Raw genomic sequence first — 26634 nt, 5'->3', positions numbered from 1 at the left:
GGAATGAACCTCGGCTACCCGCTCGGGGCCGCGTCACAGGCCTTGCCTTCGCTGCACGCGGGTGAACGGCTGCTGTGGGCCGCGTACGGCCGGACGCTGAACTACGACGTACGCGGTCTGGACCCCTGGGGTGTGCCGAAGAAAAGCGTGCTGGGCAAACTCGGCTCGGGCGCGGCGAACTTCGCCGGGGACATGATCGGCGCCGCGTTGGGCGGCGGAGACGACAGCGGCGCGTCGAATCCGCCGTCGCCGCAGGTCATCGTGCTCGGCGAACAGGGCGGCCTCGCCCACACGGCGGTGCGTGGGCTGTCCACCAGTGGTTCGCTTTCGCGGCTGTGGGCGCTGACCAGCGCGCGGCTGCTGGTGCTGGAGAAGTTCGTCGCTCCCGAAGAACCCTCGAAGAAGTCGTTCATGTCGAAGGCGATCGGGTTCGGCAAGGACATCGCCGCGATCATGACCACGAAGACATACGGCGAGAACGCGGCGGGCGTCCCGATCGCGCGGCACGAGATGGTGCCGTGCGCCGAGATCCCGCGCGAGTCGATCGCCGGATTCGCGGTGGCCGAGCACGGCAAGAAGCGGCGCCCATGCCTTCGTGCATCCTTCGTGGACGGATCGGGGATGGATTTCCTGTTCGACTGTGACGATCCCCGGCAGTTCGCCTGGCTCTACTCGGTGACGGTGAGCTGATGGAGAACACGCTTCCGATGGCGAAGTCCGTCGACGAGATCGTCGAAAAGGAACTGCACCGGTTCTGGCTCGCTCCCGGCGAACGGTTGATCATCGGCTGCCCGCCCGCGCACGGCCACGTGGGGCTCGTGCTGGACGGCGAGCTCACGCTGCCCTATTCGGCGTCGCGGGAAACCCCCGCGGTGACCGGGAAAACGCGGTGGCCATTACCCGCTCCGGACGTCCTCGAAGGCGACTGGACCGACGACCCGACGATCGCGTACTGGGTCGTCGCGCGGACCGCGGATCAGACCGCGGCGCGGCTCGCGGACCACCTCGCCGGCGGTAAGGGTGAGGCTCGGCTGACGCTTTCGGATCGGCGGCTGGCCGTCGTGTACCCGGCGCGGCTGCTGGAGGGCGAGGATCCCGCGCAGCCGTTCCGGACCTTCGAGGAGATGCCGCCGGGAGTGGTGCGTTCGGTTTCCGCGCTCTACCTGGGGCGGAGTTTCCCGGCGCGTCCAGTGCTTCAGTTCGTCTTCGCCGACGGGTCCGTGGTCTGCCAGCGGGACATGCTGGCCGTCACGAAGGCCGACCGGGCCCGTTCCCGCCGCTGACCCCTCTCGGGAGTCAGCGGGCCGGGAGGAGGTACAGGCTTTGCGTGCCCATCCACGGCGAGTGGATCGTCCAGGTCGCCAGCGCGTTCGCGGGCGGGGCCTTCCTGGTGGTGGCCAGCACCAGATCCGGGGTCGCGGGCGGGACACTGTGATCGAAGAACCGGAAGTTCGCCGCCAGCAGCGCCTTCCCCAGGTCGCTGCTGCGGTTCTTCGTCTCGATGATCGCCGGATCGACGGAGCCGCGGTCGGAGAACTGGTCGACGATGTCGCAATCGCAGGAGTAGGCGAGCGCGCCGACCTCGCCCGCGCTCTCCACCTTGCGCCCCTTGGTCAATTCGCCCAGTTGCGAGCCGATCGCGCGATATTCGTCCGACGAGGCGTGATTGCTGGTGATGGGGGCGAACCGGCGCGGCAGCTCAGGAGCCGCGTAGGCGACGGCGCTCGTGACGAGGAACGCGCCCGCGAGGATCCCCGTTCCGAGCCGGGCCCGCCCGGGTACCGCGCAGGCCGCGGCGGCGAGGAAGATCGTCGCGCCGACGATGCTGGGCGCGTAGTACCAGTGGTACGGCGGGACGTTCAGCCAGCAATAAGCCAGGTAGTGCGCCGCGCCGGCGATGGCGAGGGTCGCGAACGGCAGCAGCCGCTTCGCCCGCTCCGAGCCGCGCCGGAAGTGGAATGTCCACAGTAGACCGACGAGCGCGCCGATCACGAGTGGCAGAAAGGAAAGTGTCGCCGCCACCGGGAAGTTGCGCCAGTACAGCAGCGGGCCGTTGGTGAAGCTGAACGGTCCCCACGAACGCTGCATGATCTTGATGACCAGGGTGTCCGGCACCGCCGAACCCAGCACCAGCCAGCTGAACACGAACCACGGCAGCATCACCGCGAGCGCGGCGAACGTCATCCGCCAGATGCCTGCCCAGAATTCGCGGCGCCCGAGGAACAGGACGAACGCGATCAGCAGCAGATCGATCCGGATCAGCGCGATCAGGCCGATCATCGCGCCCGCGGCGGCGGGCCGTCGTTCGTACAGGAACACCATCGACCAGACGACGGCCGTCGCGCCGAGGGCGACTTCGAGGCCGACTGACGACAGCAGCAGCGGGTTCACCAGCAGCAGGCCCAGCGCCAGCGGGGCGAACCAGGCCGGGAGACCGGTCGCGGCGCCGATCCGGCGGAGGCCGAGGACGAGCGCCACCTGGCTCGCGACGTAGACGATCCCGGCGGCGAAGACGGCGTCTCGCACGATGAAGGTGACGAGCCCCAGCACGAGGACGTTCAGCGGCGACGTCGCGGTGTTGGCGGTGCCTTCTTCGATCAGGCCCCAGTGGCCGTGGAAGGCGAGGTTCTTCGCATACGAGAGCGTGATGTACGTGTCGTCGATCAAATGCCCGCTGACCAGCACGAACACCAAGGCCGACGCCACCGCCGCCCCGGCCGGGAGCACCCAGGGACGGGTAAGGACGGTGGCTTCCGGCAGCGCACCGGAAGCCTGAGGCAGATCGGCGGAGGCGCTTCGCATCACGAACACCGTACACGGCGGCGTGATGATTCCGTTATCTACCCGCCGTGGCGCTGGTCACGCCAGCCGGGGCCGTCACGGAAGTCGCGATCCATGCCATGACCACCCGGACCACGGTGTTCACGGGAGAAACCGGGCCGGTCACCGTCGCGGGAGGCCAGTCCTACGGCGGTGCCGATGATCCCGCCACCGAGGACGAAGCCGAGTACGCCGACCGCGACCAGCTGCGTCGCGCGGTGCCCGGCGAAGCGGCGGAAACCGCCCTTCGCGGGCGGAGCCTGCTGCGCCGGAACCCAGCCCGGCGGCGGGCCCGCGGGGGCGGCGGCCGGGGTCTCGGCGGGTTTCTCGTCGGGCTTCTCGGCGCCGGCGGCGGGCTGCTCGACCGTCTTGTCCTCGTCTTCGGACGGCCGCTGCGGGTCGCTCATCTTTCGCTCCTCAGGTCGATGGGGGCGGGCTGTGTGCCCGCCCCCATCACCGAGGATGCGTGCGCTTCCTATGGATGCGCTGTGTGTGAGCTGTCGAATCAGAGGTAGAACGACAGGAACAGCGTGACCACCCAGCTCGCGCCGAGTACCTGGAGCACGCGGTCCTTGAGCGCGATCTCCTCCGGCTCGCCCGCGTTGCCGCCGTCGACGTCGACGGCGTAGCGCAGGACGGCCACCACGAACGGGACCATCGAGACGACCGCCCAGACCGAGTCGTGCTCGACCTGGCGGATCTCGAACGCCCACAGGCAGTAGGACATGATCAGGATCGCCGCGGACGTCGCCCAGACGAACCGCAGGTAGCTCGCCGAGTACTTCTTGAGCGAAGAGCGGATCTTCGCCCCAGTGCGCTCGAAGAGCATGATCTCGGCGTAGCGCTTGCCCGCCACCATGAACAGCGAGCCGAACGCGGTGACCAGCAGGAACCACTGCGAAAGCGCGATACCCGCGGCCACACCACCGGCGATCGACCGCATCAGGAAGCCCGAGCCGACGATGGCCAAATCGACCACCGGCTGGTGCTTGAGCCCGAAGCAGTAGCCGAGCTGGACGGCCTCGTAGACCGCCAGCACGACCGCGAGCTGCCAGCTGGCGAAGAACGAGATGCCGAGACCGGCGGCGAAGAACACACCCGCCGCGACGAACGCCACCGGCACCGGCACGATCCCGGCCGCGATCGGCCGGTTCCGCTTGGTCGGGTGCGCCCGGTCGGCCTCGACATCGATCGCGTCGTTGATGAGATAGACCGAGGAGGCCACCAGCGAGAACGCCGCGAAGGCGATCAGCGCGGCGATCAGCAGGCCGGTCCGGTCCGTCGACTTCGAAAAGGCGAAGAACGGTGCGGCGAACACCAGCACGTTCTTCACCCACTGGCGCGGGCGTGCCGTCTTGATGATGCCGCCGACGAGACCGCCGGCGACCTTCTTCGGTTCGGCGGCCTCGGTCGCGGCCACGGGTTCTACGTCGTCAGGCTTGGAATCGGCCTTCTCGGTCGTTTCACTCATCGTCGCTTCAGCTTCCTACGTATCAAGCCGCCGACTACGCCCCCAAGGGCCGCTCCGGCCAGAACGTCGGTCGGGTAGTGGACGCCGAGCACGAGCCGGGAGGCCAGCATCGGCGGTACCAGGGCCGGGACCAGGTTACGCCCGGTCAATCCGGAGTAGAGCACCGCCGCCGCCGTAGTCGAGGTCGCGTGCGAGGACGGGAAGCTCAGCTTGCTCGGCGTGGAGACCAGGACCTCGACGCTCGGGTGGTCCGGTCGCGGCCGCCTGACCACGCGTTTCACCGCGATGGACGCGGCGTGCGCGCCGACGACGCCCGCCGCCGCGACCAGCCAGTCCTTGCGGCGCTTCTTGTCGACCGCGGCCCCGACGAGCCCCAGCGCGAACCATCCCGCGCTGTGCTCGCCGAAGTGCGAAAGACCGCGTGCCGCCTTCACCGTGATGTCGCTCTTCAGGACGCCCTGAGCCTTGGCCAGGACGGCGACTTCACCCGTGGGAGTGCCCTTCTCAAGCATCGAGGGACCCGTCCAGAGGCGCGCCATCGGTCAAGTGCGGCGCGATCTTGTTGTCGAACGCGGACAGCGCCGAGCCGATGGCCATGTGCATGTCGAGGTACTTGTAGGTACCGAGACGGCCGCCGAACAGCACGTTCTTGTCCTTGGCCTCGGCCTTCGCCAGCTCGCGGTAGGCCTCGAGCTTCTCGCGGTTCTCCGGGGTGTTGATCGGGTAGTACGGCTCGTCGGCCTCGCCGGCGAACCGGGAGTACTCGCGGAACACGACCGTCTTGTCGTTCGGGTAGTGCTTGCGCTCCGGGTGGAAGTGCCGGAACTCGATGATCCGGGTGTAGGGCACTTCTTCGTCGTTGTAGTTGACGACCGAAGCTCCCTGGAAGTCACCCGTCTCGACGACCTCGGATTCGAAGTCCACGGTCCGCCAGGTGAAACGGCCCGCGGAGTACTCGAAGTAGCGGTCCAGCGGCCCGGTGTAGACGGTCGGGGTGCCGGCGGGGATGTGCTCGCGGACGTCGAAGTAGTCGACGTTCAGCCGCACCTCGATGTTCTCGTGCTCCGCCATCTTTTCGAGCCACGCGGTGTAACCGTTGACCGGCAACCCCTCGTAGGTGTCGTTGAAGTAGCGGTTGTCGAAGGTGTAGCGGACCGGGAGCCGGGTGATGATGTCGGCGCCGAGGTTCTTCGGGTCGTTCTCCCACTGCTTGGCCGTGTAGCCCCGGATGAACGCCTCGTAGAGCGGGCGGCCGATCAGCGAGATCGCCTTTTCCTCGAGGTTCTGCGCGTTCGCGGTCTCGAACTCCGACGCCTGCTTGGCGATCAGCTCGCGAGCCTCGTCCGGCGTGTGCGACTTGCCGAAGAACTGGTTGATCAGCGCCAGGTTCATCGGCAGCGGGTACACCTGACCCTGGTACTTGCCGAACACCCGGTGCTGGTAGTTCGTGAACTCGGTGAAGCGGTTGACGTACTCCCACACACGCTTGTTGGAGGTGTGGAACAGGTGCGCACCGTAGCGGTGCACCTCGATGCCGGTCTCGGGCTCGGCCTCGGAGTAGGCGTTACCACCGATGTGGTGGCGCCGCTCCAGCACGAGGACCTTCTTGCCGAGCTCGGCCGCGGCCCGTTCGGCGACGGTCAGCCCGAAGAATCCGGAGCCGACCACGATGAGGTCGTAGCCGGTGAAATCGGCTTCAGTAATCTTGTCGGGGTTCGTGTGCGCGCTCACGGGCGTCGAGGGTACGCACGTCGACTCCGTGCCCTGCACCGAGCACCGGTTTTCACCTTCGACAGACACATTTAGGAAGCAGTGCCTACTCCGGACACCTTCTGGTCCTACTTCGGTGCGACCTTCACTTACCTGGCCGTCCTGGCGGTCCCCGGCGGGCTCGTCGGCCGGGCCGCGGGCCTGCGCGGCTGGGCCCTGGCGGGCCTGGCCCCACTGCTGTCCTACACGGTAACCGGACTGGCCGGTCCGTGGCTGGCACTCGCGGGCGTGTCGTACAACCCCCTGACCGTGGCGGCCGTCACGGCCGTGCTCGCCGGGATCGGCTTCGGCCTGCGCAAGCTGGGACAGAGCCGCGGCTGGATCAAGCAGGGCGCCGAGGAGCCGCCGACGAAGTGGCACCCGCGCGCGCACTACGCCGTCGCGGCCTGCGTCGCGCTGGCCGTCGGCATCTCGATCCTCGTGGTGCTCTCGGCCCGCGGCGGCACGACGGCGGTGTTCCAGCGCTGGGACACCGTGTTCCACGCGAACGGCATCCGCTACATCGCCGAGACCGGCGACGGCTCGCTGACCGGCATGGGCACCATCAACTGGTATCCGGACGGCTCGTTCTACCCGAACGCGTATCACCTGGTCGGCTCGCTCGTGTACTCGATCTCGGGCACGACGATCCCGGTCACGCTGAACGCCATCACCATGCCGGTCGCCGGGATCTTCGCGCTGTCGATGGTCGCCCTGATCCGCCAGCTCGGCGGGCGGGCGGTGTTCGCGGGCTGCACCGCGCTGGTGGCCGCCGCGGCCACCACCGGCGCGTACGAGTCGGTGTCCAGCGGGCTGCTGCCGTTCGCGCTGGGGATCGTGCTGACACCGCTGGCCGTGGTCGCACTGGCCCGCTTCCTCGCGCGGCCCGGCCTCGACACCGGCTACGTGCTCGCGCTGACCGCGGTCGGCCTGCTGGCGGCGCATTCGTCGGCGCTGTTCGGCGCGCTGCTGTTCGCCTTCCCGCTGGTGGTGCAGCGCTGGTACCGCGCGCTGCGGCACAAGCCGCTCGACGGGGTGCCGGAGGGCCGCGGCGGGCTGAGGATCATCGGCGGCGACGTCGTCAAGATGGTGCCGGTGATGGCGGGGAGCGCGCTGCTCGCGGCGCCGCACATCCTCGGCGCCCTGAAATTCACTTCGGGTTCATACCCTTATTACGCGTGGGGCTCCGACCTGCCGGTGCTGAAGTCGCTGGGGCTGCTGGTGACCTTCCGGCAGGTGCTGAGCGCCCCGCAGGTGTGGCTGACGGTGCTGCTGGCGATCGGCGCGCTGAGCCTGTTCCGGCTCGGGCGGATGCGCTGGGTGGGGCTTTCGGCGATCGGCTTCTCGGCGCTGTTCGTGCTGGTCGCCTCGTTCGGCGCCGAACCGTGGGTGATCTCGCTGTCGCGGCCCTGGTGGAACGACCGGTACCGCCTGATGGCGCTCGCCGCGATCCCGCTGTGCCTGCTCGCCGGGCACGGGATGGCGGAGCTGCAACGCTGGTTCGCGAAGTGGGCGAGCGGCCGGTCCTGGGTGAAGAGCCGTCCCGCGCTGCCCGCCCGGCTGGGGCTGGCCACCGCCGTGTTCGTCGTGGCCGCGTCGGCCGTGCTGACCAAGGGTTTCTACACCGAGTCGAACGCGCACGCGGTGTCGTTCCTGTACTACAACGGGCCGGAGGGCGAGGTCACGCCGCCGGTCAGCGCCGACGAGCTGGCCGCGATGGACCAGCTGACCAAGATGAACATCGGACCGGACGAGAAGGTGCTCAACGAGCGCTTCGACGGGACGGCCTGGCTGTACGCGATCACCGGTATCCACCCGGTCGCCGGGCACTACGACCCGGGCGTGCCGCCGCCGGACGCGAAATACCTGGCGCTGCACTTCCGCGACTACGACACCGACCCCGAGGTGCGGGCCGCGGTGAAGCGGCTGAACGTCAAGCACGTGCTGATCGGGAGCACCCCGATCAAGATCGGCGAACCGCCGGCGCCGGGGCTGCGGGATCTGGACGGGCTGGGCTTCCTGCGGAAGGACTTCTCCAACGCGGGTGCTTCGATCTACACGCTGACGCGCTGACGCCTGCTTCGCGCCGCCTGCCCGTGCTAGGAACGGTCCTTTCCTTGCGAAATTTGCAAGGAAAGGACCGTTCATTGCATCTGGCGGGGCGCTGACGCCGGTCCCTTCACGGATGTCATGAAAGGGTCGTTCAGGACAAAAGATGTCCTGAACGACCCTTTCATGACATCCGGACCGGGCAAGCGCGGAAAAGATAAAGGCTCGCGTGGCCGCGGACTGCCCCTGCCGCGACCACGCGAGCCTCAGTCCCCCATTCACCCCCGGGGTGACCCGTGAGGGGTAGCCGTCGTCGGCCACACCCACTCGCTGTACTTGTTCTTCAGACGACTACTGGGCGGAACCGGTTTACCCGGCTCGCCAACGTCACCCGATCGGCCTAAGAGCTTCTTCCTTGGAGTACCGGGAGTACGTCGCTGACGACCTCTTCGAGTGTCGACTCGCGGCCGACGTAGTAGTCGCCGGACCGCGGCCAATGCGTGACGATGTCGGTGAACCCGAGTTCACCGGCCCGCCCGGCGGCGTCGGTGAACGCGCCCACGCTGTCGAGGGAGAAGACCGGCGCCGCGTCGAGGCTCAGGAACCGCTGCACGCTCGCCTTGTCCCGGCCCACGGCGTCGAGCCGCTCGTCGAAGGTCTTCACGAGTTCCGCGACACCCTTCCACCACTCGTCCTGGGTGTCCGCCTTGACGCCGGTGGTGGCCCAGCCCGCGCCGAACCGCGCGGCCAGCGTCATCGTGCGGGGGCCGTTCGCGGCCACCAGGAACGGCAGCCGCGGCCGCTGCACGCAGCCCGGCAGATTCCGCGCGCCCTTGGCCCGGTAGTACTCGCCCTCGAAGTCGAAACCGTCGGTCATCAAGAGCCCGTCGAGCGCTTCGACGAACTCGGCGAAGCGGTCCGTGCGCTGTTTGACCGACAGTTCGGGGCCGTCGAGCACAGCGGCGTCGTAGTTGGTGTTCGGGACGCCCGCACCCACGCCGAGGATGAAGCGGCCGTCGGAGATGTCGTCGAGGGTGGTCAGCTCGCGGGTGAAGGGCACAGGATGCCGGGCGACCGGCGAAGCCACGAAGCTGCCCAGTCTGATCCGCGACGTCACCATCGCGGCCGCCGTCAACGTTGGCATCGCACTGAACCACGGGCCGTCGACGAGAGTCCGCCAGCCGAGATGGTCGTACGTCCAAGCGTGGTCGAAGCCGTATTCCTCGGCGGCCCGCCATTTCGGCTCGGCCGCCCACCAACGATCTTCCGGAAGGATCACGATGCCTACGCGCACACAGCGAAAGTAACAGCGGAGCGAAGCTTCTCCTTTGAGGGTGGTGGCGGGGAGGAAGGCGGAGGTATCGGTGCCCGCCGACACTTCGCCCGATGGGCGGATCTTCGGGGACAATGTGCCGGTGGAAAAGCCCCTCTTGATCGCATCCGACGTCGACGGCACCCTGCTCGCCCCGCTGGAGGTCCTGTCCGAACGCACGATCGACATCGTCCGGCGTGTCACCGAGGACGGAGTCCCCTTCGTGCTGGCCACCGGCCGTCCGCCGCGCTGGGTCGCCCCGATCGCGAACCCGCTCGGTCTCACCGGGTACGCGGTCTGCGCGAACGGGGCGGTGCTGTACGAGATCGGGACGGACCGGATCGTGGCGGTCCACGGCCTGCTGGAACCGACGCTGCTGCACGACACCGTGAGTGCTCTTGATCACGCCTTGCCCGGCTGCCGGTTCGCCGCGGAGCGGGTCGGCGAGTCCGCGCAGGACCCGCGCGTCCGCAGTTTCGTGATCGAGCCCGACTACCACAATCCGTGGGGCAACCACGAGGGCGCGGAGGCGCCGCGGGCCGAGGTGCTCGGGCATCCGGCGATCAAGTTGCTGATCAGCAGGCGCGGGATGAGCTCCGACGAGATGGCGCGGGCGGCGCGCGAGGTGCTCGACGGCTCCGTCGACATCACCTACTCGACCGACACCGGGCTGATCGAGGTCGCCGCGCACGGCATCACCAAGGCGACCGGGCTGGCCGAGGTCGCCGAGCGCCTGGGCGTCCCGGCCGAGCGGGTGATCGCGTTCGGGGACATGCCCAACGACGTCGAGATGCTCGGCTGGGCGGGGCACGGTGTCGCGATGGCGAACGGGCACCGCTACGTCTTCGACGTCGCCGACGAGGTGACGGGACCGAACTCCGAGGACGGCGTCGCGCAGGTGCTCGAACGCTGGTTCTAGGGCTAGCGGCCTTCGCGGTCGAGCTTCGCGGCCTCTTCCGGCGTCGGCGCGGTACCGCCGAGGTGCGCGGGCAGCCACCAGCGCTCGTCGTCGGAGGCCGGCTTCTCCGGATAGCCGGCCTGGACGCGGTCCACGAGCGCGGACATCCGCACGCGAAGGTCCTTCGAAAGGACTTCGGCGTCTTCGTCGGGCTTCGGGTGCATCGGCTCGCCGGCGAGGATCGAGATCGGGACGTGGCGTTTGGTGAGGTCCTTCGGACGGCCCTTGGTCCACAGCCGCTGCGTGCCCCACAGCGCCATCGGCACGACCGGGACCCCCGCCTCGGCGGCCATCCGGACGGCGCCGGATTTGATGTCCTTCACGGTGAACGACCGGCTGATCGTGGCTTCGGGGAACACGCCGACGACCTCCCCGGCCTTCAGGCGCTCGACGGCTTCCCGGTACGACGCGAGACCGGCGCCGCGATCGACGGAGATGTGGTGCATACCGCGCATGAGCGGCCCGGCGACGCGGTTGCTGAAGATCTCCTTCTTCGCCATGAACCTGACCAGGCGTTTCGCCGGTCGCGCGCCGAGCCCGCAGAAGATGAAGTCGAGATAGCTCACGTGGTTGCAGGCGATGACCGCCCCGCCCGTCGACGGGATGTGCTCGGTCCCCTCCACCCGGATGCGGTTGTCCAGCACCCGGAACATCAACTTCGCCGCCATGATGACGGGCGGGTAAACGAGCTCAGCCATTCGTTCAGGTTACGCTACCGTAGGGTAACCAACCTACGGTCGCGTAGGTCACATCACTCCGAGCGCTCCTGACGTGCGAAGGTCACCGCCGCCAGGACGACGCCGAGCAGCGTGCAGTACAGCGCGATCACCTGGTGCTTGACGTTCTCCAGCCCGTCGCCCAGCGCGGCCAGCACGAACTGCCCGGCGGCGACGGCGAGCAGGAAACCCAGCGTGACACCCAGCGCGGTCCGCCGGGTCTTCCAGCCACGCCAGGCGATCAGGGCCCATATCGGCAGCAAGGCGAAGAAACCCAGCGGGGCCAGCAGTTTCGTCACGGTCGAAACGATCGGGACGCGATACTCCTGCGTTTCCGGGGCGAAGCCCGCCGACTGGTCGAAGCTGCCGAGGTACGGCGGCCGCGCGGTGAGCAGATCACCCGCCGCGCGGTCCAGGATCTCGACGGTGCGGAAGGGATGCGTCGCGAAGTACTCGACGACGTTGCGCCTGCTGATCCGCTCGCGGTACTTCGGGTACTCGGGGTCCAGTGTCGCGGGCTTGGGATGCCACCAGCCGTTGCCCGCGTACTGGCCGAACGAGGTGGGCAGCCCCAAAGCGGCGAGGTCGGCCCCGGTGTCGTGCCGACCGTCCACAATGGTCAAGAAGATCGTGTTGAACATGTTGATCTCACGCGAATCGTCGCCTGGCCGCGCGGCGAGAGAGCCGTCGGGCAGCTTCGCGGGCTCGACGGTCTGCTGCGCGTACGCCGTGCTTCCGGCGAGCGCGCCGATGACGAACACCACGGGAAGCCAGCGCCTGAGGCCGCCGACGCCCTCCGGGCGGACGAGCAGTGCGGCGAGCGCGAGCAACGGCAGGATCATCAGCGTCTGGACCTTGGCGTTGACCGCGACCACGCCGCCGAAGAGCAGCACGGCCAAGCCCGCGTAGCGCCACCAGCCTGGCCTCGCGGACACCAGAAGGCCGCCGACGGCCAGCAGGAGACCGAGGAACGCGGCGCCTTCGCCGAGCACTGACGCGAAGTAGCCGAAGAACGCGGAGTCCGCGACGACGAGTAGCAGCCCCACAGCCGCGAAGCCACGGACGCGGCGCGAGTACGGCAGCCCGACGACGATCAACGCGACCGCGGCGGCGGCGAGAACACTGGTGAGCACACCCAGCACCACCAGGCTGAGCGTCGATTCGAGGCCGAACAGCCCGCCGATCGACCGCGCGATCCGCGCGAACCAGCTCTGGCTCAGGAGATAGGTGGCGTCGCATTCGCCGGCCGGGACGGTGTAGGCGAGGTGGACGAAACCCTCCGGCTTCCCCTTCCACGGGATGCCCGCGCCGCACAGCACGCGGAAACCGTCACCGTTGTCGGCCATCGCGACCGGCCTCGGCACGAGAAAACGCACCAGCAACACGGCGAGCGCGGCGGCGAACACGCCGAAGCCGAACAGGCGCGAGGATGCCTCGATCACTGCCGGTCTGCTGGGGGAAACGACACTCACGAAGGGCACGGTACGTGGCGGAAATCGGGTGAGCGGTCGAGGGCCGACCTGACCGTCCGCTCGACGTCCGCCCGCAGGAACACGGTGATCCACGACGAGGTTCCTTCACGCGCGAAGGTCGCGACGCGGTACCTCGCCACGTACGCCGGGTCGATCACGCAGGATTGCTTCGCCGAATAGCCGCTGTCGGTGATGACGGCGATCGTCGGATGCCGCCGGGAAACGACGGCCTCGCCCAGTTCCTCCGTCTGGCCACGGACGCCGACGATGGGCAGCTGCGTCCCGGCGTGGTACGACACCACGCCGGGCGCCGACGTGCTCACGACCGAACCGGGCGGCAGGTAGGCGTCGAGCCAGCGGCCGATCTCCTCCATCTGCGCGCCGTGGTCGTGCCAGGCGCGCACCCGCTCCAGCATCTCCGGGCTGAACACCGACACCAGCACCGCGAGCCCGGACAACGTCACCGCGGCGGCGGGCATCAGCCGCTGGATCGGTGGCCGAGGCCGAGGGCTCGGCTTCGCGGCCGCGACGAGCACGCCGTAAACCGAGACCGCCGCCACCGACAGCAGCGGCGGGATCGGCGCCAGCAAGCGCCAGGCCGGCGCGGCGTCACCGCCGAAGAAGACCACGAAACCGGTGAGCGCGACGGCGGTGACGAGCATCAGCCAGATCAGCGACCTGGCCTCGGCCTCGTGCGGGGTCCGGCCGGTGCGGCGCAGCGACAGCGCCACCACCGAGATCAGGCCGAGCAGCAGGAATCCTTGGTGGACCACCGAGAAACCCGACAGGTACTGCCAACCGTGGTCGATCCGGGACCGGACGTCGAGATCGAAGGGAATGACGCCCGAGGTCGGCAGGACGTGGTCGTAGTAGGTCACCCGCCAGGCCGTCCAGGGCGCGGCGAAGACGAGCCCGCCGAGCAGCCAGGCCACCGGCGACCACCAGGTGTACCGGCCGCGCAGGGCGGCGGCGACCAGCCAGCAGCCCACCAGCACCGCGAGCAGGATCCCCGCCGGCCGCGTCATCATCGCGAAGGCCACGAGCACCCCCGCGACCACCGGTCGCCGGGCCGCGAGCGCGGCGAAGACGCCGAACAAGAGCAGCACGAACAAGGGTGTCTCGGTGCCGGATCCGCCGTACGCGGCGAGACCCCCGGCTCCGGCGACGAGCACCGCGGCGGCCACCCCGTAGGCGGGTCGCGGGTCGCCTACGGCCCGCGCGACCACCCGGTTCACCGTCACGTACGCGAGCAGGACCGCGCCGAGCGTGGCGAGAATGCCGAGCACGACCGCGGAGGCCTCGATATCGGCCCCGAAAGCGGCCTTCGGCAACGCGATCATGATCATCCAGAGGAAATTCGTGTAACCCTCGATCCGCTCGCCGGTGTTGAACACCGGCCCATTGCCGTCGGCGATGTTCTGGGCGTATCGGAAAGAGATGTACGCGTCCTCCGCGATGGTCGAAAACACCAGCTGGTGCACCAGCGAGAAGCCGAGGGTCAGCATCAGCGCGGCGGCGCGCCAGCCCTTGTCCGCGCCGATCTTGGGCCAGGCCACCAGTACGAAGATCGCGACAGCTGCCCAGGCGACGACAAGCGCGATCACCACCTGATCCCCACCCTCCCGGGCCGAGCCGCTCCCCTGACGAAAGACTACGGTCAAGTATCGATCATCGCGGCAAGGTGTTTCTTTCGGCGCAGTCAATTGACTCGAATGGGCGAGTGATGTGTGCGCCGAGTAAACGAGGACGGACGGTTTTCCCCGGCGGGATGTGACTCCTTCGGGTAACGGTCCCGGGCGGTTAATCTGGCGTCCCATTCCGTTCCGCACCTCGGGGGTTCTGTGCGGATTCCCCACCCGAGGTAGCCCGTGCCCACCCACACCTCCCTGTCGGCCGACGTCCTCACCGTGGGCGTCGCGCTGCTCGTCATCGGCCTTCCAGGTCTGCTCACCGGTTTCGCCGCCGGCCTGCGCGGCTGGGTGCTCGCGGGGATGACGCCCTTGCTGAGTTACGCCATCGGCGGGCTCGCGGGGCCATGGGCGGCCGCGCTCGGCATCCCGTTCAATCCGGTGACGTACGCGGTCGCGACGGTGTTGTTCGCGGGAGTCGCCTTCGGCCTGCGGCGGCTCACGCTGCGCCGGTGGCCGCCCGCACCGGAGGAACCGCTGTGGGGACGGTCCGGGCACCTCGCCGTCGGGGCGTGCCTGCTGCTCGCGGCCGCCGTCGGGATGTACGCGGTGGTGCGCGGGATGGGCAGGCTGGACGCCATCCCGCAGGGGTTCGACGCGGTGTATCACGCGAACGGCGTCCGCCAGATCGCCGAAACCGGGGACGGCAGCCTGTTCGGCACCGGCGAGGTGAACTGGTACGGCGACGCGGCGCCGGTGTTCTACCCCAACGCGTACCACCTGCTCGCGTCCGTGGTGTACCTGCTCAGCCCGGCGACCATCCCGCTGGCACTGGACGTGAACACCGCGCTGCTGCCGGCGCTGCTGGCGTTGTCGCTGGTCACGATGGTGCGCGTGTTCCGGGGGCGCGCGGTGTTCGCGGGGGCCGTCGCCCTCGTCTCCATCGCGCCGGTGATGGGCCTGTACGAATCGATGAGCAGGGGACCTTTGCTCCCGTTCCTGCTCGGCCTCGCGCTGACCCCGCTGGCCGCCGTCGCGGTGAAGCGGTATCTCGACCGGCCCGCGCCCGACACCGGTTTCGTACTGTCGGTGAGCGCCGTCGGACTGCTGTGCGTGCACTCGTCGGCGTTGTTCGGCGCGATCCTGTTCGCCGGTCCGCTGCTGCTGCAACGCTGGATCGCACCCGGTGCACGGTGGCGGCGGATCGGCCGGGACCTGCGTGCGCTGGCGATCGTCGGGGTCGTCGCGATCCTGGTGGCGTCGCTGCAACTGTTCGGCGCGATCGGGCTCGCGAACGGCGAGGTGCCCTACCGCAGCTGGCCGGTCGAATGGCGGGCGACGACGGCGCTCGGCGCGCTGCTCGGCTTCCAGCACCACGAGCCGTATCCGCAGCTCTGGCTTTCAGTGGCGTTGTTGCTGGGCTTCATCTTCTTCTCGCGCGCGGGCGCGCTGCGCTGGATCGGGGTCACGGCGCTGATCACCGGGCTCGCCTACATCGCGGTGACGTCGTCCGAGCAGCCGCTCGTGCTGGCGTTGTCCCGGCCGTGGTGGAACGACCCGTACCGGTTCATGTCGATGGCGGCGGTCCCGCTGTCGATCATCGCGGCGCACGGCCTCGCCGAGACGCAGGCATGGCTGCGGGACAGCGTCGCGCACCGGAAGGTGCCCGCGTTCGCCGTCGCGGTGGTGGTGTTCGGCGCGTTCGCCTTCCTCAGCAACGGTTTCTACGCGCCGTCCAACGCGGCGAAGGTCGCGCCCGGCTACGCGAACACCCCCGGCGTCAACCCGCACAAACTGCCGGTGAGCCCGGACGAGGTCGTCGCGATGGAGAAGCTCGCCGAGTTCGCGAAACCCGGCGAGCGCGCGCTGAACGATCGCCTGGACGGGACGGTGTGGACCTACGCGCTCTCCGGCGTCCGCACGACTTCCGGGCATTTCGACGAGACGTTGTCGCCGTCGGACGCGCGGTTGCTGGAGTGGCACTTCCGCGAGTACCCGTCGAACCCCCAGGTGCGGGCGGCGGTGGCGCGGCTGAACGTGCGGTGGGTGATCCTCGGGCAGTACGGCTACCCGACCGGCGCCCCGCGTCAGGCCGGGCTGCGTGATCTGGACGGCCTGAACTTCGTGACCGAGGTGTACCGGAACGCCGACGCGGTGATCTACCGGGTGAACCCCTGACGCGTTTCGTCCTCTGAATGCATGGGCTGAAGGCTCCCTTCACCGCGTCTGATGCGACGAAGGGAGCCTTCAGCCCATGCCGGATAAGGGTCGTGAGTGGAGATTCGGTTAGAACCGACCCTGTCTCAGTTGCCTCTGCCGCTGCGCGGGTGGCGATCTCGCGTGACTGGATGGCCGACACGCGTGATCAGGCGGACGACACGGGGCCAGGCCCCGGTGACATGTGTGTCGTCCATCCAGTCACACGTGTCGCCCACCTGGTCACATGCGCCGTCCCCTCAGACACGCACAACCACCGAAGCGATGGGCACGTCTCGTGAGTGGCGACCAGCTACACCGACCGCATTCAGAGGACTAAACGCGGGAGGTCACGAGGCGGGCCGAGAGGGCGGCGCCGCCGGCGGTGATCAGGTCGGCGACGGTGAACATCACCCGTGAGGCGATGGCGAAGGCCGTCGCCTGGACGACGGTGAGGCCCGAGGCGGTGAGCACGGCGACCTGCGCGACCTCGCGGACGCCGACCCCGCTGGGCAGGATGAACGCGAACGTCCCGACGGTCATCGCGACAGCCATCGCGCCGACGCACAGCACGAAGCCGCTGAATCCCGGCGTGCCGACGGAGTTCGCCAGCAGCCACAGGTGGACACCCTGCAGCGCCCAGGCGGCCGTCGACGAGCCGAAGACCTTCCCGACGACCGACCAGCTCAGCCGGTGGTCCAGCGGCGGGCGGCGCAGGATCCGCAGCACCAGCGACGTGCCCCAGGTGAGCACCCGCGGATGCAGCATCGCGAGCCCGACCGGGATGAGCACGAAGAGCCACAGCGCCCGCGGGCTGTTGCTGAACACCGCGGGGGCGGCGAGCAGCGAGACGACCAGCGCGGACACCACGCCGACGCCGAGCTGGATCAGCGAGCCGGTGAAGATCCGGGCCCTGGCGAGCCCGGCCTTGCGCCCGAGTTCCATCTGCAGCAGGTACGCCCACACCGAACCCGGCACGTATTTGCCGAGCGAACCGACGAGGCAGATCTGCGCGCCGCGGGCGTAGCCGATCGGCTTGCCGAGGTCGTCGACCATGACCTGCCAGCCGTAGGTCGACACCATGATCGCGGCGATGAGCGCGAGCAGGCTCAACGTGGAGGATTCCCACGCGACCTCGGACAAGGTCCGCCAGAATTCACCCCAATTGGTGACCAATGTCTTCGCCGCGAAACCGACGACCAGCAGGATGGCGATCCAGCGGACGACGTCGAGGATCTTCGCCTTCGTGGATTTCGGTTGTTTTACCGCAACCGAAGTGTCCTCTTCGGGCGTTTCGACCGTCGTCACTGAACCTCCTCTGCTGCTACCTCGTCACCGCAGGTCAGGCCTGTACGGTCACCAAGCGGCTGAACTCGGCCAGCAGATCGTAGCCGTCCCAAATCGCGGAGAACGTCAGGGCCGAGCCGAAGGGAACGACCCGGTCGACGCCGCGGCCGGCCAATTCCGTCACGAATTCCGTCAATTCTTCTTTGGTGAAGCCGAATTGACCGACGGTTTGATCTTTGCGGAGCACGATCGGGACGAGGTCGGAAAGCGTGTCGACCCGCGCGTTGGCGAAAGTGCCGGCGCCGAGCCATTCACGCGGCAGGACCGCGGGGTCGGCCAGTTCGAGCGTCGCGATGCCGTTGCCCTGGAACTCGATGCCGTCGACGAGCCCGTCGACGGCCGCGCCGTACGCGGAGACCCGCTTCTGCACGGCCATGGCCGGCTCGGTGACGTGCTGTTTCGCCGCCAGCACTTCGGCGAGCAGCTTCCGGAACTCCTGCCCGGCTTCGCGGGCGCCGTCTTCTTCGCCGACCCAGAACACCGCGCGCGGCGACGAACAGGCGGCCTGATCGAACCAGTACGAGTCGTTGTAGAAGCCCTCGGCGGCACCGCGCCGCTCGGCCTCGGAGGCGTTCTGCCAGCCGCGCACCGACGCGACCGCGAACGACGACCGGTCCGGGAAGGTCAGGTCGCGCGCGTGCGGCGCGAGCGGGTACTTGCGCAGCGCGGCGACCGAAGCGTCGCCGCCCCAGATCACCCGCAGGTCCGCGGCGACCGACAGCGCGCCGCTGATCGCGTCGCTGCGGTCGTAGGTGACCATGCGCTGCGTCGCGGTGATCGCGGCGGCGGTGCCGGCGTCCACTTCGGACAGTGCGGCGTTCAGTGCCTCCAGCACCGTTTCGGCGGCACCGGCCGAACGCGAGGAGACGCGGACGACGTTGTGGTTGCCCGCCAGCGCCGAAAGCGCCCACGAGTACACGAAGATCGTGTCGACGTTGGCGGGCGGCACGTGGAAGACCAGCCCGCGCGGGAAGCGCAGCGCGTCGCCAGAAGTCTCCAAAGTGGACAGTGCCTTGGCGATCTCTCCCTTGCGCAGGAAGAAACCGAGGGACGCCAGCTCCGGGAAGCGGCGGGCCGTCGCGGGCGCGAGCAGCTTGCGCGCGAACTTCGTCAGGAACTCGACGACGCGCGGGTCGCCCACGCGCAGCCGTCCGCCGACGGGCTCGGCCCGCAGCTCTTCGACCAGCGAGGAGACCTCGATCGCGTCGCCGAGCGGGAAACGCTGGTTCAGTGTGCTCATGCCGCCGCCCCCTGGAAGGTGTCCGAGCAACCGCGGGCCTCGGCCTTGGGCAGCCTGCCCATGACCGAGAAGTGCTTGCCCGGCCAGTCGCCGTCGTCGATCCCGTTGTAGACGCCGAGATCCTCGGTGAGCAGGACGTGGCCGGGGTACGAACGCGGCAGCGTGCTGACGACCTCGATCACCCCGGGCTCGCCGACCGGCTGCTCTTCCCAGGTCTCCGGGTTCCGGATCACCACATCGGCGAAATCGGGGCAGTACAACGAGTTCCCGGACGGTCCTTCGAGGAACACGGTGCCGATCTGCTCGATCATCCCGTAGTAGTTGTGGATGCGGGTGAGCCCGGTGTCCTCTTTGAAGCGACGACGGAACTCGGTGTTGTCCACCGCGCGGTCGATCAGCTTCTTCCAGCCGCCGGAGTGGATCAGGATCCCGTTGGAGAGATCGAGCTTGTACTCACGGGCGACCTCGTAGAGGTACTGCCACACCATGAAGGTGAAGCCGAAGATCAGGAACGGCTTGTCGCCGTACGTCGCCAGGAACGTCTTGACCGCCTCGACGTCCGGCTGGTCGTTCTCGTCGAGCACGTAGGTGTGCTTGCGGCCGAAGTTCGCCATGCCCAGCACGCCCGCGCCGCGCGCGGAGAACGAGCGGCGGTTCTTGATGATGCCGATCGTGTCGACCATCAGCATCGGCAGGCGCTCGCCGCCGAGTACCTCCTGCAGCGTCGCGCCGAGCTGCTTGGTCTGCGCGGCGGCGGCGTCCTTGTCCAGGTAGATCCGGGACGCGCCCGCGCCGGTGGTGCCCGAGGAGGTCAGCGTCTTGAAGATCTCGGACTCGGGAATGCTGCGCAGGTCGTGCGTCTTGAACATCCGCACCGGCAGCCACGGCAGCTCCGCGATGGACGCGAACGACGCGTCCCGCGCGATGCCGAGCGACGAGAGGATGCGCTCGTAGCCTTCGGAGTTCTCGCGGTGGTGCGCGGTCAGTTCGGCGAGCTGCGGAAGCAGCTGCTTCTCGCGCTCCGCCTGGGACAACGTAAAGACGCTCATACCTGGGCCTCCAGCGACCGGTAGTCGATCTTGCCGCTGGCGAGCAGCGGCACGGTGTCGATGGGGCGGACGTCGAACCCGCTCGTGTGCAGGTGCAGCCGCTCGGACAGCGCCTTCGCGGCGTCCTTGCAGATGGCCTTGGCTCCGTCGCCCTCAGGCAACTCGGCGAACAGGACGACCTTGTCCCCGGCCGGGACGGCGGCCACGACGTCGATCCCCACCGAAGCCGAACGCACGGCGTGCTCGAGATCATCCAGGCTGACCCGGTTGCCGAAGACCTTGCCGATCCGCTTGAGGCGACCGGTGATGTAGAGGAACCCGTCCTCGTCGAGGTAGCCGAGGTCGCCGGTGGCCAGCACGCCGCCGTACTCGTCGCCCGCGGCCAGCCCGGCCTCGTCCTCGGCGTAGCCCATCATCACGTTGGGCCCGCGGTAGACGACCTCGCCCACGATCTTCGGATGCGTGGTCTCGGACCCGTCCTCGCGCCGGATGGCGAACGCACCGCCGGGCAGCGCGGGCCCGGCCGAACCGAGCTTCTCCGCGAGCCGTTCCGCCGGGACGGTGGTCATCCGCGGGGCGGCCTCGGTCTGCCCGTACATGACGAACATCCGCCCGCCCGCCTCGCGGATCTTGTCGTTGAACTGGGCGACGAGGTCGTCACGCAGCTTGCCGCCCGCCTGGGTCAGCGTGCGCAGCGTCGGGTACTTCGCCGGGTCGAACTTGAGGCGCCGCAGCATCTCGTAGTGGTACGGCACCCCCGCGAGCGAGGTGACCTTGTGCTCGTTGACCGCGTCCCAGAACCCGCGGCCCAGCACGCCCGACGGCTCGATGACCACGGTCGCGCCGCGGACGAGGTGCGAGTTCAGCACGGACAGGCCGTAGCTGTAGTGCAGCGGGAGGCTGGTCGGGGCGATCTCGTGGCGGTCGATGCCGAGCACCTCGGCGATCGCGTCGGCGTTGGCGAAGATCGCGCCGCGGGAAAGCCGGACCAGCTTCGGGTTCCCGGTGGAACCGCTGGTCGGCAACAGGACCGCGAGATGCGGATGCGGCTCGACACCTTCGGCGGACTCCCGGACCCAGTGGCCGTCGGAGACGCCGTACCCCTCGGGTGCGGGCGCGTCCGGCGCGGACAGCACGGCGGCCGGGCGGAAACGCTCGATGAGCCCCGCCAGCACGTCGGCGTCCAGCGCCGGGTCGATCAGCGCGATCGCGCGGCCCGCCTCGAACGCGCCGAGGTAGTTCAGGACGCTGGGGAGGTCCACCGACATCCGCGCGAACAGCGCGCCCGGCGGCAGCAGCGACAACGCGGCACCCACGCGGGTGACCTCGGTGTCGAGTTCCTCGCCCTCGAGCGTCCTGCCGCTCGTGACGTCGATGAGTCGTGCACCCACACCCAAAAGGGTCATCAGAGAACTAATCCTCCGTCGATGCCCAGCACCTGGCCGGTGATGAACGAAGCGTCATCACTGACGAGGAACCGGATCGCGTTCGCCACGTCCTCGGGCGTCCCGAGCCGCCCGAGCGGGGTCTTGCCGATGTTCTCGGCCTTGGCCTCCTCGGTCAGGCCCGAGGTCAGGTCGGTGTCGATGACGCCGGGCGCCACCGCGTTGACCCGGATCCCTGACCGGCCGAGTTCCTTCGCGGCCGAACGCGCGATGTTCGCCACCGCCGCCTTCGAGGCCGCGTACACCGTCTGACCGGCGCTTCCGTGCTCGCCGACGATCGAGGCCAGCACCACGATGGCGCCGGTCTTCTTGCGCATCATCGCCCTGGCCGCGGCCTGGACGGTGTGCAGCGTGCCGGCGACGTTCGTGCTCAGCGTGGTGTCGACCAGTTCCTCGCGGATCATGCCGAGGAGCGCGTCCTCCATGATCCCGGCGTTGGCGACCACGATGTCGAGCTTGCCGTGCTCCTTGGCCACCCCGCGGACCAGCGTCGACACGGCCTTGGCGTCGGTGACGTCCAGGGCGAGCCCGCTCGCGGCCCCCGCCGCGGCCGCCGCTTCCTTGGCCTTCGCCTCGTCGCGGCCGGTCAGCACCACGGTGGCGCCCGCCTCGGCGAGCGCCCGCGCGGTGGCCAGCCCGATACCCCGGGTACCCCCGGTGACCAGGGCGACCTTTCCGTCCAGCATCACTTGGACTGGAGGTCGGTCACCATGTCGACGGCGACCTTGAAGCTGGACATGTCGATCACCTGGTCGGTGTCGAACTCCACATCGAACTCGTCCTCGATGGCCGCGACCAGCGCCATGTGACCGACCGAGTCCCAGGCTTCGATGTCGCGGTACTTCAGGTTTTCGACGTCGACCTCGCCATCGAGGTCCAGCGCCTCGACGAAGACCTCACGCAGCTTGCCGGCGACTTCCGCCATGTCCGTACTCCTAATGATCGTCGCGTGGACGGGCGTCCCACGCCTTCACCAAGGTAGAGAGGTCGCCGGGCAGCCGGTCGGCCAGCCCGTCCTCAGGGAGACCGGCCTTACCCTTCAGCCACGGTCCCAGCGCCTCGATGGCGGCCTCGTCCAGGCCGCGGCGGGAAAGTCCCACCGTGTTGACGCCGGTCACCCGTGCGGGGTTGCCGACGGCGATGGTGAACGCGCCCACTTCCTTGCGGACCGCGGAGCTCATCCCGACCATCGCGCCGGGGCCGATCACGACCCGCTGGTGCAGGATCGCGCCCATGCCGAGGTTCGCCCCGGACCAGATGTGGCAGTGGCCGCCGGTGATGACGTTCGAGGCGACCGTGACGGCGTCCTCGACCAGGCAGTCGTGGGCGATGTGGGAGCCGCGGAGGAAGTAGCCGCCGTCGCCGATGGTGGTCGTGCGCCAGGTGCCCTGGTGGACGCTGACGTACTCGCGGATCCGGTTCCGGCTGCCGATGACGACGCCGTGGCCGTCGTGATCGGGATCACCGCTCGGCGCGGCTTCCCAGGCGGCTGGGTGTTCGCGGCCGCGGTCCTCACCAGGGGTCCCGATGGTCACGTGCGGGCCGATCCAGTTGCCGTCCCCGATCCGGGTGGGGCCCACGATGACCGTGAACGGTCCGATGACGTTGTCTTCGCCGAGCTCGACACCCTCGCCGATGACTGCTGTCGGGTGGATGCGGTTCACCACGTGAAGTTCCGTTCGTTGTGGCTGGAGGCAGCCTGGGGTAATGGGCGCTTCGGCGGTCCCGGTAACGTGTGGCCCGCGCCAGAGGGGGCGGCCGGGCGCAGAACCGGCGGCTCACTGTACCGGACGCACCAGAACGCCCAGGCGAGAGAGACTTGCAGATGATCCCCATTACCGTGGTCGACGTCCGTGACGCGGAGGACCTCGTCGTCGAGGTGCTGCGATCCGGCGCCATCGCACAGGGACCGATGGTCAAGCGCTTCGAGGACGCGTTCGCGAGCGTTTCCGGCACGAAGCACGCGATCGCCGTCAACAACGGCACCACCGCGCTGGTCGCCGCCATCCAGGCGCTCGACCTCAAGCCGGGCGACGAGGTCGTCACCTCGCCGTTCACCTTCGTGGCGACGCTGAACGCGATCCTGGAAGCCGGCGCGACCGTCCGCTTCGCCGACATCCGGCGCGACGACTTCGCGATCGACCCGGACGCCGTCGCCGCCGCGATCACCGACCGCACCAAGGTCCTCATGCCCGTGCACCTCTACGGGCAGACCGCGGACATGGGCAAGCTCGCGCCGCTGGCCGCCGAGCACGGTCTCAAGATCATCGAGGACTCCGCGCAGGCCGTGGGAGCGTCGTTCGAGGGCAAACCGTCCGGCTCCTTCGGGATCGGCTGCTTCTCCTTGTACGCCACCAAGAACGTGACCACCGCCGAGGGCGGCGTGATCACCACGGACGACGACAAGCTGGCCGACAGCCTGCGCGTGCTGCGCAACCAGGGCATGCGCGCCCGCTACCAGTACGAGGTCGCCGGGCACAACTACCGGATGACCGACCTGCACGCCGCCGTCGGCATCCCGCAGCTGGAGAAGCTGGACCAGCTCACCGCCGCCCGCCAGGCCAACGCGAAGCGCCTTTCCGAAGGCCTCGCCGGCACCCCGGGTCTCGACATACCGCAGGTCCTGCCGGGCCGCGAACACGTGTGGCACCAGTACACCGTGCTGGTCGGCCCGCACGCCTTCCTCTCGCGTGACGAGCTCGCCGCCGCGCTCACCGAGCGGGGTATCGGCAACGGGATCTACTACCCGAAGATCGTCTTCGACTACGACTGCTACCGGAACAACCCGCTCATCCCCGACGCGAACGTCGAGGACTTCCCGGTGGCCGCTTCCGTCGCCGCGCAGGCGCTTTCCCTGCCGGTGCACCCGCACCTTTCCGAGTCCGATCTGGACACCATCATCGAAACGGTTCGCGAGGTACTCGGCGCATGACCACGCACAAGATCGCCCTCATCGGCACCGGGAACATGGGCTCGCTGCACGCCCGTGTCCTCGCCGCGAACGAGCGCGTGGACCTCGTCCGCGTGATCGACCCGCGCGAAGAGGCCGGCCGCAAGGTCGCCGAACGCTACGAAACCCAGTGGACGCCCGAAATCGGCTCACTGTCCGATGTGGACGCTGTCGTGCTCGCTTCGGCCACCGAGGCACATTACGAGCTGGCGCAGGAGATCCTGGGCCAGGGCAAGCCGATGCTGGTCGAGAAGCCGGTGTGCAACAGCTTCGAATTCTCCCAGGAGATCGTCGGGCTCTCGGCGAAGAAGGACGTCCCGCTGATGTGCGGGCTCCTGGAACGCTACAACCCGGCCGTGATGACCGCGCGGGCGCTGGTCAACGAGCCGATCCACCTGATGGCCCGCCGCCACGGCCCGTACGCGCCGCGTATCAAGACCGGTGTCGCGTGGGACCTCCTGGTGCACGACGTCGACCTGGCGATCCAGTTCTTCGGCGGCGCGACCCCGCAGCGGGTCGCCTCCGGCGCCGGCTACTTCCACCCGAGCTCGGTCGAAGGCGCCGAGGACACCATCGAGACTGTGCTGTCGTTCGAGTCCGGGCTCGCCACGGTTTCGGCGTCCCGTCTCGGCCAGCGCAAGGTCCGCTCGCTGTGGGTGTCCGAACTGGACCGCATGATCGAGATCGACCTGCTCCGCCGCGACGTCACCATCTACCGGCACGTCTCGCACGACTCGGTCACCGAGGACGGCCTCGGCTACCGGCAGCAGACCGTCATCGAGATCCCGGAACTGGTCACCGCGCGCGAGCCGCTCGCGACGCAGCTGGACCGGTTCGTCGACCTGCTCGAAGGCAAGGTCGACGCCGACGTCGAGCGGGACCTGATCCTGCCGTCGCACGCCGTCGTCGACCAGGTGCTGACGCAGGCCGCGGCCTGATCATTTGGTGAGGCGCTGGCCCTTCGCGTCGTACGCGACGAGAGGGGTCAGCACGTACGGCGACTCCACCTGGGCGCCGTCGAACCAGAAGATGACGACCGACGGGTCCTCGCTCCAGGGGATCACCTTGGCCTCGACCGGTTTCCCGCGGACGGTGCTGCTGATCCGCACCGCCGGACCGGAGAAGTAGCCGAACACCGGCACGAAAGTGCCCTGGACCAGGTCTCCGCCGTCCACGGCGTGGAAGCCGAACGACCGGTCGGATCCCTTGAATTCGTTGGCGGACAGGAGCGCCTCGTACTCGCCCGCGCCGCTCCGGTACGCGACCTGCAGGCCGAACCGGACGTCCGGCATCGACGGCTCGTCGATCTCGGACGCGTAGATCACCAGCTCACGGCCCCCTTCGCCCTTGAGCCCGAGCGGGATCACGTCACCGAGCGGGGAGACCGACGGAGCCTCGGTGACCGACGGGCTCACCGGTGCCGGGACGGGCGCCGCGGGCGCGCTCGCGGCGGGTGGAAGCGGCTGCTGAGCGGGCTCCCTCAGCGCGACCGCGCCGACGATGACCAGCACCGTCACCACGGCGGCGGCGACCCCGCCCGCGCCGGTCGCGAGGCGGCGGCGACGGCGGATACGCCTGCCCTTGGTCATGATCGCGCCGAGGTCGGGCTCGGCGAACCCTTCGGCGGGCGGTTCCCGCAAAGCCGAACGCAGCGTCTCGAGGTCGGTCATCGTCCCAGCCCGCCGATCAGTTCCGTTCCGTCCTCCGCGGTGATCCGCAGCTTGGTCAGGGCGCGGGAATTGGTGCTCTTCACGGTGCCGACCGAGACACCCAATTCGCCGGCCACGTCGGATTCCTTCAAATCGAAGAAGTGCCTGAGCACCACGACGGCCCTCTCCCGGTCTGTGAGCGTACGCAACGCGTCAAGCAGCCATTTCCGCTGGACGACGGCACCGGCGACGTCGAGGCCGCTCGGCTGCTCGGGGATGTCCTCCGTGGCGTTCTCGCGGATCGGGCGCCGCCAGCCGTCGATGACGTGATTGACGAGGACCTGCCGCGCGTACGCGTAGGCGTCCTTGCGGCGTACCCGCGACCAGGCCGCGTACGTCTTGGCGAGCGCCGTCTGGGTGGCGTCCTCGGCCTGATGACGGTCGCTGGTGAGCAGGTAGGCCGCATGCTGAAGACGCGTCGCCGAGTTCCGCACGAACTCGACGAACTCGTCATCGCCGCGAGCCACCCTGGTCCTCATCTCCGTTCGACGGTTGACCACCTGAAAGGTTGCCTTGACCGCTG

The 26634-nt window shown here is 68.9% G+C and carries 25 protein-coding genes; 7 read left to right on the top strand and 18 right to left on the bottom strand.

Features of this window, described 5'->3' with window-relative positions; all coding sequences use genetic code 11:
• Positions 1 to 3: 3 nt before the first annotated feature.
• Positions 4 to 690 carry a hypothetical protein gene (locus ACIBTM_RS14405; protein WP_395876967.1) on the top strand — a complete coding sequence of 229 codons (687 nt, stop codon included), beginning with the start codon at positions 4 to 6 and terminating at the stop codon, positions 688 to 690.
• Positions 690 to 1283 carry a hypothetical protein gene (locus tag ACIBTM_RS14400; RefSeq protein ID WP_395876966.1) on the top strand — a complete coding sequence of 198 codons (594 nt, stop codon included), beginning with the start codon at positions 690 to 692 and terminating at the stop codon, positions 1281 to 1283. The genes ACIBTM_RS14405 and ACIBTM_RS14400 overlap by 1 nt, the downstream gene beginning before the upstream one ends.
• 13 nt (positions 1284 to 1296) lie before the next feature.
• On the opposite strand, the gene ACIBTM_RS14395 is transcribed toward ACIBTM_RS14400, so the two are convergent.
• The 5 genes from ACIBTM_RS14395 to glf all read right to left on the bottom strand — a co-directional run bounded on the left by ACIBTM_RS14395 (position 1297) and on the right by glf (position 6022).
• The gene (locus ACIBTM_RS14395) at positions 1297 to 2802 is read right to left on the bottom strand and encodes a hypothetical protein (RefSeq protein WP_395876965.1); all 1506 of its coding nucleotides are present in this window, start codon (positions 2800 to 2802) and stop codon (positions 1297 to 1299) included.
• A 38-nt stretch (positions 2803 to 2840) separates the two neighbouring features.
• The gene (locus ACIBTM_RS14390) at positions 2841 to 3227 is read right to left on the bottom strand and encodes a hypothetical protein (protein WP_395876964.1); all 387 of its coding nucleotides are present in this window, start codon (positions 3225 to 3227) and stop codon (positions 2841 to 2843) included.
• A gap of 98 nt (positions 3228 to 3325) precedes the next feature.
• Positions 3326 to 4291, bottom strand: coding sequence for a decaprenyl-phosphate phosphoribosyltransferase (locus ACIBTM_RS14385; protein WP_395876963.1), 966 nt, complete (start codon positions 4289 to 4291; stop codon positions 3326 to 3328).
• Positions 4288 to 4803, bottom strand: coding sequence for a phosphatase PAP2 family protein (locus ACIBTM_RS14380; RefSeq protein WP_395876962.1), 516 nt, complete (start codon positions 4801 to 4803; stop codon positions 4288 to 4290). The genes ACIBTM_RS14385 and ACIBTM_RS14380 overlap by 4 nt, the downstream gene beginning before the upstream one ends.
• Entirely contained in the window at positions 4796 to 6022 is a 1227-nt protein-coding gene (gene glf, locus ACIBTM_RS14375; RefSeq protein ID WP_395876961.1) for a UDP-galactopyranose mutase, read from the bottom strand. Before glf ends, ACIBTM_RS14380 begins: the two co-directional genes overlap by 8 nt.
• 81 nt (positions 6023 to 6103) lie before the next feature.
• Between glf and ACIBTM_RS14370 the strand changes: the two genes are divergently transcribed.
• The gene (locus tag ACIBTM_RS14370; RefSeq protein ID WP_395876960.1) at positions 6104 to 8113 is read left to right on the top strand and encodes a DUF6541 family protein; all 2010 of its coding nucleotides are present in this window, start codon (positions 6104 to 6106) and stop codon (positions 8111 to 8113) included.
• A gap of 376 nt (positions 8114 to 8489) precedes the next feature.
• Here ACIBTM_RS14370 and ACIBTM_RS14365 read toward each other — a convergent pair whose 3' ends face one another.
• The gene (locus ACIBTM_RS14365) at positions 8490 to 9383 is read right to left on the bottom strand and encodes an LLM class flavin-dependent oxidoreductase (RefSeq protein ID WP_395876959.1); all 894 of its coding nucleotides are present in this window, start codon (positions 9381 to 9383) and stop codon (positions 8490 to 8492) included.
• A gap of 121 nt (positions 9384 to 9504) precedes the next feature.
• Here ACIBTM_RS14365 and ACIBTM_RS14360 point away from each other — a divergent pair, with 121 nt between their 5' ends.
• Complete coding sequence (locus ACIBTM_RS14360; RefSeq protein ID WP_395876958.1) at positions 9505 to 10320, top strand: HAD family hydrolase; 816 nt, start codon at positions 9505 to 9507, stop codon at positions 10318 to 10320.
• A 2-nt stretch (positions 10321 to 10322) separates the two neighbouring features.
• Here the strand turns inward: ACIBTM_RS14360 and ACIBTM_RS14355 are convergent, their stop codons facing one another.
• The 3 genes from ACIBTM_RS14355 to ACIBTM_RS14345 are packed head-to-tail and all read right to left on the bottom strand — an operon-like array spanning position 10323 to position 14154.
• Positions 10323 to 11057: a lysophospholipid acyltransferase family protein gene (locus ACIBTM_RS14355; RefSeq protein WP_395876957.1), complete on the bottom strand. Its 735-nt coding sequence runs from the start codon at positions 11055 to 11057 to the stop codon at positions 10323 to 10325.
• A gap of 53 nt (positions 11058 to 11110) precedes the next feature.
• Positions 11111 to 12547 carry a hypothetical protein gene (locus ACIBTM_RS14350; protein ID WP_395876956.1) on the bottom strand — a complete coding sequence of 479 codons (1437 nt, stop codon included), beginning with the start codon at positions 12545 to 12547 and terminating at the stop codon, positions 11111 to 11113.
• A complete protein-coding gene (locus ACIBTM_RS14345; protein WP_395876955.1) occupies positions 12544 to 14154 on the bottom strand; it encodes a hypothetical protein in 1611 nt (536 codons plus the stop codon). The genes ACIBTM_RS14350 and ACIBTM_RS14345 overlap by 4 nt, the downstream gene beginning before the upstream one ends.
• A 261-nt stretch (positions 14155 to 14415) precedes the next feature.
• Between ACIBTM_RS14345 and ACIBTM_RS14340 the strand changes: the two genes are divergently transcribed.
• A complete protein-coding gene (locus ACIBTM_RS14340) occupies positions 14416 to 16353 on the top strand; it encodes a DUF6541 family protein (protein WP_395876954.1) in 1938 nt (645 codons plus the stop codon).
• Positions 16354 to 16707: 354 nt separating this feature from the next.
• On the opposite strand, the gene ACIBTM_RS14335 is transcribed toward ACIBTM_RS14340, so the two are convergent.
• From ACIBTM_RS14335 to ACIBTM_RS14305, 7 genes are read right to left on the bottom strand one after another with little or no spacing between them, the layout of a single operon-like run.
• Positions 16708 to 17679: a lysylphosphatidylglycerol synthase transmembrane domain-containing protein gene (locus ACIBTM_RS14335; RefSeq protein WP_016330670.1), complete on the bottom strand. Its 972-nt coding sequence runs from the start codon at positions 17677 to 17679 to the stop codon at positions 16708 to 16710.
• Between the two features lie 34 nt (positions 17680 to 17713).
• Positions 17714 to 18958, bottom strand: a complete 1245-nt coding sequence (locus tag ACIBTM_RS14330) for an acyl-CoA reductase (RefSeq protein ID WP_395876953.1) — start codon at positions 18956 to 18958, stop codon at positions 17714 to 17716.
• Positions 18955 to 20007, bottom strand: a complete 1053-nt coding sequence (locus tag ACIBTM_RS14325; protein ID WP_395876952.1) for an acyl-protein synthetase — start codon at positions 20005 to 20007, stop codon at positions 18955 to 18957. Before ACIBTM_RS14325 ends, ACIBTM_RS14330 begins: the two co-directional genes overlap by 4 nt.
• Complete coding sequence (locus ACIBTM_RS14320; protein WP_395876951.1) at positions 20004 to 21413, bottom strand: AMP-binding protein; 1410 nt, start codon at positions 21411 to 21413, stop codon at positions 20004 to 20006. The genes ACIBTM_RS14325 and ACIBTM_RS14320 overlap by 4 nt, the downstream gene beginning before the upstream one ends.
• On the bottom strand, positions 21413 to 22138 hold the full coding sequence (locus tag ACIBTM_RS14315; RefSeq protein WP_395876950.1) for an SDR family NAD(P)-dependent oxidoreductase: 726 nt from the start codon (positions 22136 to 22138) through the stop codon (positions 21413 to 21415). The genes ACIBTM_RS14320 and ACIBTM_RS14315 overlap by 1 nt, the downstream gene beginning before the upstream one ends.
• Positions 22138 to 22377 (bottom strand): acyl carrier protein, encoded by a 240-nt coding sequence (locus tag ACIBTM_RS14310; RefSeq protein ID WP_005149592.1) that lies wholly within the window; start codon positions 22375 to 22377, stop codon positions 22138 to 22140. The genes ACIBTM_RS14315 and ACIBTM_RS14310 overlap by 1 nt, the downstream gene beginning before the upstream one ends.
• Positions 22378 to 22387: 10 nt before the next feature.
• Positions 22388 to 23119: a UDP-N-acetylglucosamine acyltransferase gene (locus tag ACIBTM_RS14305; RefSeq protein ID WP_395876949.1), complete on the bottom strand. Its 732-nt coding sequence runs from the start codon at positions 23117 to 23119 to the stop codon at positions 22388 to 22390.
• 158 nt (positions 23120 to 23277) lie between these two features.
• On the opposite strand from ACIBTM_RS14305, the gene ACIBTM_RS14300 reads away from it, so the two are divergent.
• Together ACIBTM_RS14300 and ACIBTM_RS14295 are read left to right on the top strand one after the other, a co-directional pair.
• Entirely contained in the window at positions 23278 to 24384 is a 1107-nt protein-coding gene (locus tag ACIBTM_RS14300) for a DegT/DnrJ/EryC1/StrS family aminotransferase (protein WP_395876948.1), read from the top strand.
• Positions 24381 to 25340 (top strand): Gfo/Idh/MocA family protein, encoded by a 960-nt coding sequence (locus ACIBTM_RS14295; protein WP_395876947.1) that lies wholly within the window; start codon positions 24381 to 24383, stop codon positions 25338 to 25340. The genes ACIBTM_RS14300 and ACIBTM_RS14295 overlap by 4 nt, the downstream gene beginning before the upstream one ends.
• Here ACIBTM_RS14295 and ACIBTM_RS14290 read toward each other — a convergent pair whose 3' ends face one another.
• On the bottom strand, positions 25341 to 26072 hold the full coding sequence (locus ACIBTM_RS14290) for a hypothetical protein (RefSeq protein ID WP_395876946.1): 732 nt from the start codon (positions 26070 to 26072) through the stop codon (positions 25341 to 25343).
• Entirely contained in the window at positions 26069 to 26578 is a 510-nt protein-coding gene (locus ACIBTM_RS14285) for a SigE family RNA polymerase sigma factor (RefSeq protein ID WP_016330660.1), read from the bottom strand. The genes ACIBTM_RS14290 and ACIBTM_RS14285 overlap by 4 nt, the downstream gene beginning before the upstream one ends.
• Positions 26579 to 26634: the final 56 nt, after the last annotated feature.

Origin of the sequence: Amycolatopsis sp. NPDC049868 (assembly GCF_044461365.1) — a bacterium.
In the GTDB taxonomy this organism is placed as follows: Bacteria; Actinomycetota; Actinomycetes; order Mycobacteriales; family Pseudonocardiaceae; genus Amycolatopsis.
The sequence above is the reverse complement of the archived record's forward strand: the minus strand, read 5'-3'. Positions and strand labels throughout refer to the sequence as shown.